Annotated in this window: 10 protein-coding genes; 4 read left to right on the top strand and 6 right to left on the bottom strand. The window is 72.5% G+C overall.

The features are described from left to right. Positions 1–2: 2 nt before the first annotated feature. The 6 genes from E1258_RS25880 to E1258_RS25855 all read right to left on the bottom strand — a co-directional run bounded on the left by E1258_RS25880 (position 3) and on the right by E1258_RS25855 (position 6,578). Positions 3–1,061, bottom strand: coding sequence for a HAMP domain-containing sensor histidine kinase (locus tag E1258_RS25880; RefSeq protein WP_132405698.1), 1,059 nt, complete (start codon positions 1,059–1,061; stop codon positions 3–5). Next, on the bottom strand, positions 1,058–1,735 hold the full coding sequence (locus tag E1258_RS25875) for a response regulator transcription factor (protein WP_132405696.1): 678 nt from the start codon (positions 1,733–1,735) through the stop codon (positions 1,058–1,060). Before E1258_RS25875 ends, E1258_RS25880 begins: the two co-directional genes overlap by 4 nt. A 131-nt stretch (positions 1,736–1,866) precedes the next feature. Next, positions 1,867–2,628 (bottom strand): LytTR family DNA-binding domain-containing protein, encoded by a 762-nt coding sequence (locus E1258_RS25870; RefSeq protein ID WP_132405694.1) that lies wholly within the window; start codon positions 2,626–2,628, stop codon positions 1,867–1,869. After that, the gene (locus E1258_RS25865) at positions 2,625–3,848 is read right to left on the bottom strand and encodes a sensor histidine kinase (RefSeq protein WP_132405692.1); all 1,224 of its coding nucleotides are present in this window, start codon (positions 3,846–3,848) and stop codon (positions 2,625–2,627) included. The genes E1258_RS25870 and E1258_RS25865 overlap by 4 nt, the downstream gene beginning before the upstream one ends. A gap of 32 nt (positions 3,849–3,880) precedes the next feature. After that, complete coding sequence (locus E1258_RS25860; protein ID WP_050777972.1) at positions 3,881–5,452, bottom strand: sugar transferase; 1,572 nt, start codon at positions 5,450–5,452, stop codon at positions 3,881–3,883. 265 nt (positions 5,453–5,717) lie between these two features. Then, positions 5,718–6,578 (bottom strand): Fpg/Nei family DNA glycosylase, encoded by an 861-nt coding sequence (locus E1258_RS25855; protein WP_132405690.1) that lies wholly within the window; start codon positions 6,576–6,578, stop codon positions 5,718–5,720. Positions 6,579–6,602: 24 nt separating this feature from the next. Here E1258_RS25855 and E1258_RS25850 point away from each other — a divergent pair, with 24 nt between their 5' ends. The 4 genes from E1258_RS25850 to E1258_RS25835 all read left to right on the top strand — a co-directional run bounded on the left by E1258_RS25850 (position 6,603) and on the right by E1258_RS25835 (position 9,576). After that, positions 6,603–7,865: a glycosyltransferase family 4 protein gene (locus tag E1258_RS25850; RefSeq protein WP_132405688.1), complete on the top strand. Its 1,263-nt coding sequence runs from the start codon at positions 6,603–6,605 to the stop codon at positions 7,863–7,865. Between the two features lie 196 nt (positions 7,866–8,061). Beyond that, positions 8,062–8,844 carry a type I methionyl aminopeptidase gene (gene map, locus E1258_RS25845; RefSeq protein WP_132405686.1) on the top strand — a complete coding sequence of 261 codons (783 nt, stop codon included), beginning with the start codon at positions 8,062–8,064 and terminating at the stop codon, positions 8,842–8,844. 58 nt (positions 8,845–8,902) lie between these two features. Further along, the gene (locus tag E1258_RS25840) at positions 8,903–9,187 is read left to right on the top strand and encodes a type II toxin-antitoxin system Phd/YefM family antitoxin (RefSeq protein WP_132405684.1); all 285 of its coding nucleotides are present in this window, start codon (positions 8,903–8,905) and stop codon (positions 9,185–9,187) included. After that, the gene (locus tag E1258_RS25835) at positions 9,184–9,576 is read left to right on the top strand and encodes a type II toxin-antitoxin system VapC family toxin (protein ID WP_132405682.1); all 393 of its coding nucleotides are present in this window, start codon (positions 9,184–9,186) and stop codon (positions 9,574–9,576) included. Before E1258_RS25840 ends, E1258_RS25835 begins: the two co-directional genes overlap by 4 nt. Positions 9,577–10,038 lie beyond the last annotated feature (462 nt).

Below are 10,038 nucleotides of genomic sequence, written 5' to 3'. Positions count from 1 at the left end.
GGTCAGAGCGGGGCGGTGGTGGGAAGGGTGACCCGGATGCGGCAGCCCGGGGGCGCGCCGGGCACCTCCGGATGGGGATCGAGGACGGCGATCGTGCCGCCGTGCAGCTCCACCACCCAGCGCGCGATGGCCAGCCCCAGGCCGGTGCCGCCGCCGGCCGACCGGTCACCACGGGTGAACCGCTCGAACACCCGGGACCGCTCCTCGACCGGGATGCCGTCGCCCTCGTCGGTGACCTCGAAGTGCAGATGGCCGTCCCGCTTCTCCGCGCTGACCAGCACCGTCCCGCCGGGCGGGCTGTGCCGGGCGGCGTTGTCCAACAGGTTGGCGAAAACCTGGTGCAGCCGCCCCGGGTCGGCGTACACGGTCAGTGGGGTCGCCGGCGGGTTGAGCCGGAACCGGACGTCGCGCCCGGTCCCGGCAGCCGTCGCCGCCGCGTGCTCCACCGCCTCGTCGAGGAAGTCGGCCAGGTCGATCCCCACCCGGCGCAGCGGCACCACCCCGGCGTCCAGCCGGGACAGGTCCAGCAGGTCGGCGACGAGGTGACCGAGCCGTTCCGTCTGGGCCAGCGCGGTCCGCAGCGCAGCCGGCTCGGTGGGCGCGACCCCGTCGACCAGGTTCTCCAGCACTGCCCGCAGCGCGGTGATCGGCGTACGCAGCTCGTGCGAGACGTTCGCGATCAGCTCCCGTCGGCGCTGGTCGGCGGCGGCGAGGTCGGCGGCCATCTTGTTGAACGCGTGGGCCAGCTCGCCCACCTCGTCCCGGGACGTGGCGCGCACCCGCCGGGAGTAGTCGCCCCGGGCCATCGCCCCGGCCGCCGCGGTCATCTCGCGCAGCGGCGAGGTCATCCCGTGCGCCAGCACCTGCGACGTGAGCAGGGCCAGGCCGATCGCCGTCGCCGAGGTCATCGACGGCAGCCAGCCGATGGCGTACCAGAAGTAGCCCATCCCGGCCGCGCCCGACGCGACCAGCAGCAGGCCGAGCTTCACCTTGATCGAGCGGACCGGGTCGAGCGGGCGGGGCAGCACCCGATTCAGCCAGGTCACCAGGCGGACGGTCACGGCTGCACCTCCAGCGCGTACCCGACGCCGTGGACGGTGCGGATCAGGCCCGCGCCGAGCTTGCGCCGCAGCGCCTTGACGTGACTGTCCACCGTCCGGGTGCTGGAGCCCTCGGCCCAGCCCCAGACGTCGGCGAGCAGGCGCTCCCGGGGCAGCACCGTGCGCGGTCGGCCGGCGAGGTGCACCAGCAGGTCGAACTCGGTTGGCGTCAGGTGCACCTCGGCACCGGCCCGCAGCACCCGGCGCTCGGTCTGGTTGATCTCCACCTCGCCGATCGTGAGCGTGGCTGGTGCGGCGGCCGACGCCCGCTCGACCCGGCGCAGCAGCACGTGCACCCGGGCGGCCAGCTCGCGCAGGGAGAACGGCTTGGTGAGGTAGTCGTCCGCGCCGACGGCCAGCCCGACCAGCAGGTCGGTCTCGTCGTCGCGGGCGGTAAGCATGAGGACCGGTACCGGCCGGTCGGCCTGGATGCGCCGGCACACCTCCAGGCCGTCGAAGCCGGGCAGCATCACGTCGAGTACGACGAGGTCGGGTTGCCACGCCCGGAACCGGGCGACCGCCGTCGGGCCGTCCCCGGCGGTCTCCACCGTGAATCCCTCGGCCCGCAGCCGGGCTGCGACCGACTCGGCGATCGTCCGCTCGTCCTCGACGACCAGGACCCTGCGCTCCCTCATGCCAGGTGACTGTAGGCAACGGCTGTGGAGATCGGTGGGGAGCGTTGTGAACAACCTGTGGAGAACTCTCCACACCTGTGGATAACCCGGTGGATAACTCGGTGGACGACCGCTGTGGACAACCCGGTCGGTCAGCGGTTCCAATCCTGCTTGGCGGCGCGGACCAGCTTGTCCTTCAGCTCCCGGGTGTGCCGCCGGCTCACCGGCAGCTCGGTCGAGTCGATCATCACCACGTACCCGGAGTTGACCAGCCGCAGCTCGGCGATGAGCTTGAGCTGCACCAGGTACGAGCGGTGGATGCGGACGAACCCCGCGTCTGCCCAGCGCTCGGCGAGGGTGGCCAGCGAGACCCGCACCAGGTGCGAACCGTCGATGGTGTGCAGCCGGGCGTAGTCGCCCTGCGCCTCCACCCAGCGCACCGCCGAACGGGGCAGCATCCGCGTCGTGCCGGCCAGTTCGATCGGGATCGTCGGGTCCTCCTCCGCGCGGGCCAGCGCCGCCGGATGCGAGGCGACCACCCGGGAGCCGATCACCCGGCGCAGCGACTCGGCCAGCCGTTCCGCCTGCACCGGCTTGCGCACGTAGTCCGTCGCGCCCAGGTCGAAGGCGTCCACCGCCCCGTCGTCGTACGCGGTGACGAAGACGATCGCCGGGGGCCGGGCGAACCGGCGCAGCACCCGGGCCAGCTCCATCCCGTCCAGGCCGGGCATCCGGATGTCCAGGAACACCACGTCCACGTCGTCGTCGCGGAGCACCCGCAGCGCCTCGGTGGCGTCCCCCGCCGTGTGCAGCCGGGCCACCCGGGGATCGGCCCGCAGATGGTACGCCAGCTCGTCCAGCGCCGGGGGCTCGTCGTCGACCGCGAGCACCCGCAGGAAGCCGGGAGAGTTCACGAGGCGACCCGTACGCCGGGGTGGAACTTCGGCACCCGCATGCTCACCTTCGTACCCGAACCGAGGCCGGTCTCGACGACCAGGCCGAACCGGTCTCCGAAGGCCGAGCGGAGCCGCTCGTCGACGTTCGACAGGCCGACGTGCTGGCCCGGGTCGTCGGTGGGGTCGCTGCCGGCACCGGCCACCTCGGCGATGCCGGCGGTCAGTGTCGTCGGGTCCATGCCCACTCCATCGTCCTCCACCGTGATGTGGCACTCGGCGCCCGCGTCCCGGGCCTCGATGCTCACCATGCCGGTGCCGGGCTTGCGGGACAACCCGTGCCGGACCGCGTTCTCGACCAATGGCTGGAGGCAGAGGAATGGCAGGGTCACCGGCAGCACCTCCGGGGCGATCTGCAACCGCACCTGGAGCCGGTCGCCGAACCGGGCCCGCTCGATCGTGAGGTACCGGTCGATCGAGCGCAACTCCTCCGCGAGCGTGGTGAACTCGCCGTGCGCCCGGAACGAGTACCGGGTGAACTCGGCGAACTCCAGGATCAGCTCCCGGGCCCGCTCCGGGTCGGTGCGGACGAAGGAGCCGATGGCGGTCAGCGCGTTGTAGATGAAGTGGGGACTGATCTGGGCGCGCAACGCGCGTACCTCGGCGCGGGCCAGCCGCTCCCGGGAGGCGTCCAACTCGGCCAGGGCGAGCTGGTTGCCGGCCCAGTGCGCGGTCTCCAGGGTGGCCTGCACCAGCCCCGGGGCGGGCGGGCCGTCGGCGACGGCAAGCAGCGCCCCGACCACCCGGCCGTCGGCGCGCAGCGGCGCGACCACCGCGCCCCGGACCGGGCAGTCGACCCGGTCGCAGTGCAGTTCCGGCTCCCCCAGCACGGTCGACCGCCCGCTGGACACCGCCCGCCGGGCTGCCGCGACCAGCTGGTCGGCGTGGTGCGTCCCGCGCCCGTCGAGGGCGAGCAGCGTGTCCCGGTCCGTCAGGGCCAGCCCGGCCGCGCCGATGAGGGTCCGCAGGTGGCGTACGGCCTTCGCCGCGCCCGCCGGGCTCAGGCCGGTACGCAGCGGCTCGGCGGCCAGTCCGGCAGTGTGCAGCACCTCGTACGTGGCCCGCTGGGTGGCGGTGGCGATGCCTCGGCGGGCACGCAGCCGAACCACCGCGTACAGGGCCGCGCCCAGCGCGGTGACCAGGGAGACGACGCCGAGCACGGCGGAGAGGTTGCCAGCCACCCCGCGATCCTGACGGCTGCCGCCGCCGTGCGCTAGTACGCGCCCTTGCGGGCCAGCACCACGCCCACCGTGCGCCACAGGATGCTCAGGTCGTACGCCAGCGACCAGTTGTCGACGTAGTAGAGGTCCAGCCGGACCGCCTCGTCCCAGGACAGGTCGGAGCGGCCGGAGACCTGCCACAGCCCGGTCATGCCAGGCCGGACCAGCAGCCGGCGGCGCACGTCACCGAGGAAGTCACCGTCGTCGGCGGGCAGCGGGCGCGGCCCCACCAGCGACATCTCGCCCCAGAGCACGTTGATCAACTGGGGCAGCTCGTCGAGCGAGGAGGCCCGCAGGAAGCGGCCCACCGGAAAGACCCGGGGGTCGTGCTTCATCTTGAACAGCATGCCGTCGGTCTCGTTCTGGTCGACCAGGCCCGCCAGGCGGTCCTCGGCGTCGACGTACATGGTGCGGAACTTCCACACCCGGAACGTGCGGCCCTCGTGGCCGACCCGGGGCTGCCGGAAGAAGACCGGGCCCGGGTCGGAGAGCCGGATCGCCGTCCCGATGAGCAGGAACACCGGCACGAGCAGGAGCAGGCCGAGCCCGGCGGCGACCCGGTCCATCAGGTTCTTGACCAGCAGCGCCGGCCCCGACAGGGTCGGCTCCTCGACGTGCAGCAGCGGCAGCCCCTCGATCGGGCGGATGTGCACCCGGGGGCCGGCGATGTCGGTGAGCTGCGGGGCCACCACCAGGTCGACGCCGGAGCCCTCCAGTTGCCAGGCCAGCCGGCGCAGCTCGCCCGGCTCGGCGCTGGCCGAGCCGCAGACCGCGATCGTGTCGCCGCCGACCTCCCGCACCAGGGCGAGGACGTCGCGGCCCGCGTACACCGGAACGGGGGTCTGGATGCCCCGGGCCGCCGCGTACCCGTCGGTGATGTGGATGGCCACCGGGACCAGCCCGGCGCTCGGGTTGCGGGTGACCGCGACGTAGACCTCCAGGCACTCCGGCAGCGTGCCGACCAGCACCATCCGGTGCCCGGCCTGCCCGGTCCGGCGACGCACGGCGTGCAGGGTGAACCGGGTCAGGATGCGGCCGAGCAGGATCAGCAGCAACGCCCCGAGCAGGGCGAAACCGACCGTGTAGCGGGAGAGGTCGGTCTTGGTGGCGAAGGCGATGAACGAGACGGTGGCGGCCACCGCCACCCCGGCCCGGATCACCCGCTTGAACTCGTCCGGCCCGAGCCCCATGTACCGCCGGTCGTAGGCCCGGTTGCCCCAGAGGATGACCAGCCAGCCGAGCGGCAGCAGCAGGAACGCGACCGTGTAGAACCAGGTCGGGTCCGCCTGGGCGTTGTAGAAGCCGGCCCGGGCCTGACCGAACGCCTCCTGGGCGATCCAGTCGGCCAGCACCACGGCGGCGAAGTCGATCAGCAGCAGCATCGCCGTGTAGGGGCGGTGCCAGCGGGACACGCGCCGGCGGGCCCGCGCCCACGCCGACCGGGGGACACCGTTGTGCGACGGCGGTGTCGGCGGCTGGATCTCGAAGCTGTCGACGTGCCGCACGAGTTTGCTCCGGCCTGTGTTGGTTACCGGGCGCTGGAGGCTAGTCGTCACCTCACCCATGTCCTCCCGCATGACGCGTGCCGCTCACTCATGGTGAGGGCCCGGGTCGCCCACCGTTCAGTTTCCCACGCGGGGCCCGCACCGGACGTCGACCCGAGGGACTTCGCGCCTGGTGCGCCGCGTGGGATCCGGCCGGCTTCACCTCAGGTGCGAAAGCCGGGGACCGGGCCACTATACCGATGGATGACGGGCCGGGTAGAGGCGCGGACCGGGAGGATCGGCGTTCGGGAGGCGATTCCGCTCCGTAGTCACCGGGTGGTGTCACTCACCGTACGATTCGCGACAACCGTCGGTCAGCGAGCGGCTTGCCGCCGGTCTGGCAGGTGGGGCAGTATTGCAGGCTCGAATCGGCGAAACTGACCTCCCGGACCGTATCGCCGCAGGCCGGGCAGGGCAGGCCGGCGCGGGCGTGCACGGCCAGCCCGGACCGCTTCTCGCCCTTCAGCTCCGCCGCCCGGTGTCCCAGTGAGCGGGACAGCGCGTCGCCCAGCACCCGCCGGGTCGACTCGTGCAGGGCGGCGACCTGATCGTCGGTCAGCCGGTCGGTGAGCGCGAACGGCGACAGCCTCGCCGCGTGCAGGATCTCGTCGGAGTACGCGTTGCCCACGCCGGCCAGCACCGCCTGGTCGGTCAGCACCCCCTTGACCTGGCCCCGCCGGCTGCGGATGCGGGCGGCGAAGGTGGGCAGGTCGGCGGCGAGCGCGTCCGGGCCGAGCTTCGCCACGCCGGGCACCGTCGCCGGGTCGGCGACCAGGTACGCGGCCAGCTTCTTCTGGGTGCCCGCCTCGGTCAGGTCGAAGCCGGAGCCGTCGTCGAGCCGGACCCGTAGGGCGATCGGCCCCTTCCCCGGGCGCAGCGGCGCGGCGGACGGGAACGACTCCCGGTAGTGCAGCCAGCCCGCCCGGGCCAGGTGCACCACCAGGTGCAGGTCGCCGTCGAAGACCACGTCGAGGAACTTCCCGTGCCGACGGGCGTCGGTCACCGCCCGGCCCGACACGGCCGCGGGCGCCGGATCGTACGTCTTCAGGGCGCTGATCGCGGCCACCTCGACCCGGTCGACGCGCCGCGACACGGCGCGCTCCCGCAGGTAGCCGGCGAGCGCTTCCACCTCGGGAAGTTCGGGCACACCCCAACGGTAGCCTTCGTACCCGTGAGAATCGTGGTGGCGCACAACCGGTACCGGGAAGCCCAGCCGTCCGGCGAGAACACCATCGTCGACGCGGAGATCGCCCAGCTCCGCGCGGCCGGGGTGGAGGTGCTGCCGTTCCTGCGCAGCTCCGACGAGATCCCCAGCCTGCCGAAGACGGCCAAGGCGCTGCTGCCGATCTCCCCGATCTACGCTCCCCGGGCCCAGCAGGAGCTGAGCCGGCTGATCACCGAGCACCGGCCCGACGTGCTGCACCTGCACAACCCGTACCCGCTGCTCTCGCCCTGGGTGGTGCGGACCGCGCACGGCCACGGCGTGCCGGTGGTGCAGACGGTGCACAACTACCGGCAGGTCTGCTCGTCCGGGCTGTACTTCCGCGACGGGGTGATCTGCCAGGACTGCCGGGGCCGGGCGCTCGGCGTGCCGGCGATCGTGCACCGCTGCTACCGGGGGTCGCGGGCGCAGAGCGCCCTGATGGCCACCACCCTCGCGGTGCACCGGGGCACCTGGAGGTCGGTGGACCGCTTCATCGCCCTCACGAGCGCCGTCGCCGACCACCTGCGCGACTACGGGGTGCCGGCGGAGCGGATCGTGGTGAAGCCCAACGGCATCCCCGACCCGGGCGCCCCCGCGCCGCTCGGCGACGGGTTCCTCTACATGGCCCGACTCTCTCCGGAGAAGGGGCTGGGGCTGCTGCTGGACGCCTGGCGGCGGCACCCGGACGGCTCACTCGGCCCGCTGCGCATCGCCGGGGACGGCGAGCTGCGTCCGCTGGCCGAGGCCGCCGCTGCCGAGCGCGCCGACGTGACGTACCTCGGCCCGCTGGACCGCGCCGGGGTACGCGCCGCGATCGAGGCCAGCGCGGTGATCATCGCCGCGTCCACCTGGCACGACGTGCTGCCCACGGTGATCCTGGAGGCGCTGGCCAGCGGCCGGCCGGTGCTCGGCACCGCCCTCGGCGGCATCCCGTACCTGATCGGCGCGGACGCCCCGCGCGAACCCGCCGGCACCGGCCCGGCGGCCCTCGCTACGGCCGCCCCCGGCCAGGGCCGCGTCGCGCTGCCCACCGGCGTGGAGGCGGGCGAGGCGGGCTGGGTGGTGGCCCCGGAGCCGGCCGCGATGGCCGCCGCGCTGCCGGTCGCCCGCGCCGACGCGGCGGCGCTGTCGGCCCCGGCGCGGCTGCGCTACGAGCGCACCTTCCACCCGGACGTGGTCACCAAGCGGCTCATCGACGTGTACGCCTCGCTGGCCGGCCCGCCCCGCTGACGCCGCTGCTTCCGTCGACGACGCCGACTTCTCGTTGGCGGCGTCGACCTCTGTCGGCGTCGACCTTCTGTTGGCGGCGTCGACGCGACTGCGGGTTCGGGACCTACGAGGCCGGCCGCCAACCTGACCATGGGCCGATTCTCATACCGGGATAATATGGCCGGGATAGTTATTGGCGACACGAGGAAGGCGTCGCATGATCGAGATCCTGAGCCCCGCCCAACTGCCCCGAGCGAGGGAGGCGGGTGCCCTGGTCGCCGACATCCTCCAGACGCTCAAGAGCCGTTGCGCGGTGGGCACCAACCTCCTGGACATCGACCGGTGGGCCGAGGTCATGATCGTCGAGGCCGGCGCGCTGTCCTGCTACGTCGAGTACGAGCCGTCCTTCGGGCGCGGGCCGTTCGGCCACTACATCTGCACGTCCGTCAACGACGCGGTGCTGCACGGGCTGCCGCACGACTACGCGCTCACCGACGGCGACCTGCTCTCCCTCGACCTCGCCGTCTCGGTGGGCGGCGTCGTCGCGGACTCCGCCATCAGCTTCATCGTGGGCGACTCCAAGCCCGCGCAGAGCGTCGAGCTGATCAGCGCGACCGAACGCGCGCTCGCCGCAGGGATCGCCGCCGCCGGGCCCGGGGCGCGCATCGGCGACATCTCCCACGCCATCGGCACGACCCTCAACGAAGCGGGATACTCGGTCAACACCCAGTTCGGCGGCCACGGCGTCGGATCGACGATGCACCAGGACCCGCACGTGTCGAACACCGGACGGCCCGGTCGTGGCTACAAGCTGCGCCCCGGGCTGCTGCTGGCCCTGGAGCCGTGGATCATGGCGGACACCGCCGAGCTGGTCACCGACGCCGACGGGTGGACGCTGCGCAGCGCGACGGGCTGCCGGACGGCACACAGCGAGCACACGATCGCCATCACCGACGAGGGGGCGGAGATCCTGACCCTGCCGAGGCGGCCGCAACCGTGACGCCGCAGAGCAGTTTGTGGGTACAGTAGTGAAGTTGTCGGCACAAGGGAGGCGTGCGATGAGCACCGTGTCCGTGCGCGAGTTCTCCTACAACCCCAGCGCCATGTTCGCCCGGGTGGAGCGAGGCGAGACGATCGAGGTGACGCGGCACGGCAGCGTGATCGCCGTGCTGCTGCCGGGTTCGGGGACGCTCGGCAGATACGCCTCCCTGGTGGCCAAAGGGGTGATCCGCCTCAAGGCGACCACCACGAGCGACCTCGACCGGCTACCCCGTTATGACGCACCGCCCGATGTGTCGCCCCTCGCCCTGCTGCTGGCCGAGCGCGAGGACGACGAGCGGTGATCTACCTCGACTCGTCCGCCTTGATCACCCTGCTCTCCGGTCGCATCTACGCCACGGAGCTGCAGGAGTTTCTGGAAGGCCGCGCTGGTGTGCCGATGGCGACCAGCTCGGTGGGATTCGTCGAGACGGTACGCACCCTCGACCGGATCGGAGACTATCCGGACGCCATGCAGATGCTGGCCCGAAACTTCACCGAGATCCTGCTGACCGAGGAGGTCCGGGACTTCGCGGCAGCTCTCCCCACCGGGATCCGCACGTTGGACGCCCTGCACGTGGCGAGTGCCCAGGTTCTCGGTGATGCGCTCGACGTGCTGGTCACGTACGACAAGCGGATGGCGGACATCGCAGCCTCGGTGGGCGTGCCGGTCACGGCTCCCGGCACCGAATAGCCAGCCGCCTCACTGCCACGCGGAGGGGCTTGTCGATCATCCGAGAGGCGGGGCTGGGCTTGATGCCTGAGCTTCATCCGCTCAGGGCCTCGGCAAGGTCGCGGAGTGTCCGGCGCTGCGTGGATCGAAGCCGGGTGCGTGAGTGACGCCGGTGCTGCGGTCACCGCGCAACAGCACCCCCGTTTCGCAGTGGTGTTGCCTACCGAGGCCTTGTCCCGCACCCGGAGCCCGCTCGCGACGACCTGACCGATGCTGTCGGCTCCGCCTTACAGGGGATAGGCCCTTCGACTCCTATGGAGCTGCCCCGTTTGTGCTACCGGCGCACGGGAGTTCCGGGATGCGGGGGGGGGGTAGCGTAGACGGGGCAGCTCCATAGGAGCCACAGGGTAGGCCGACTGCCGGAGGGCACCCTCCGGAGCTTCGGCGTCCTGCCCGGCGGGTCGCGTCGCGCCAACCCAGATC

The sequence above is a fragment of the Micromonospora sp. KC207 genome, from assembly GCF_004348615.1.
GTDB lineage: Bacteria > Actinomycetota > Actinomycetes > Mycobacteriales > Micromonosporaceae > Micromonospora.
The sequence above is the reverse complement of the archived record's forward strand: the minus strand, read 5'-3'. Positions and strand labels throughout refer to the sequence as shown.

Bases quoted from the DNA above. Each gene is read 5' to 3' on its own strand.
- E1258_RS25875 (WP_132405696.1), bottom strand. From the start codon at position 1,735: ATGAGGGAGCGCAGGGTCCTGGTCGTCGAGGACGAGCGGACGATCGCC.
- E1258_RS25860 (WP_050777972.1), bottom strand. From the start codon at position 5,452: ATGGGTGAGGTGACGACTAGCCTCCAGCGCCCGGTAACCAACACAGGC.
- map (WP_132405686.1), top strand. From the start codon at position 8,062: ATGATCGAGATCCTGAGCCCCGCCCAACTGCCCCGAGCGAGGGAGGCG.
- E1258_RS25840 (WP_132405684.1), top strand. From the start codon at position 8,903: ATGAGCACCGTGTCCGTGCGCGAGTTCTCCTACAACCCCAGCGCCATG.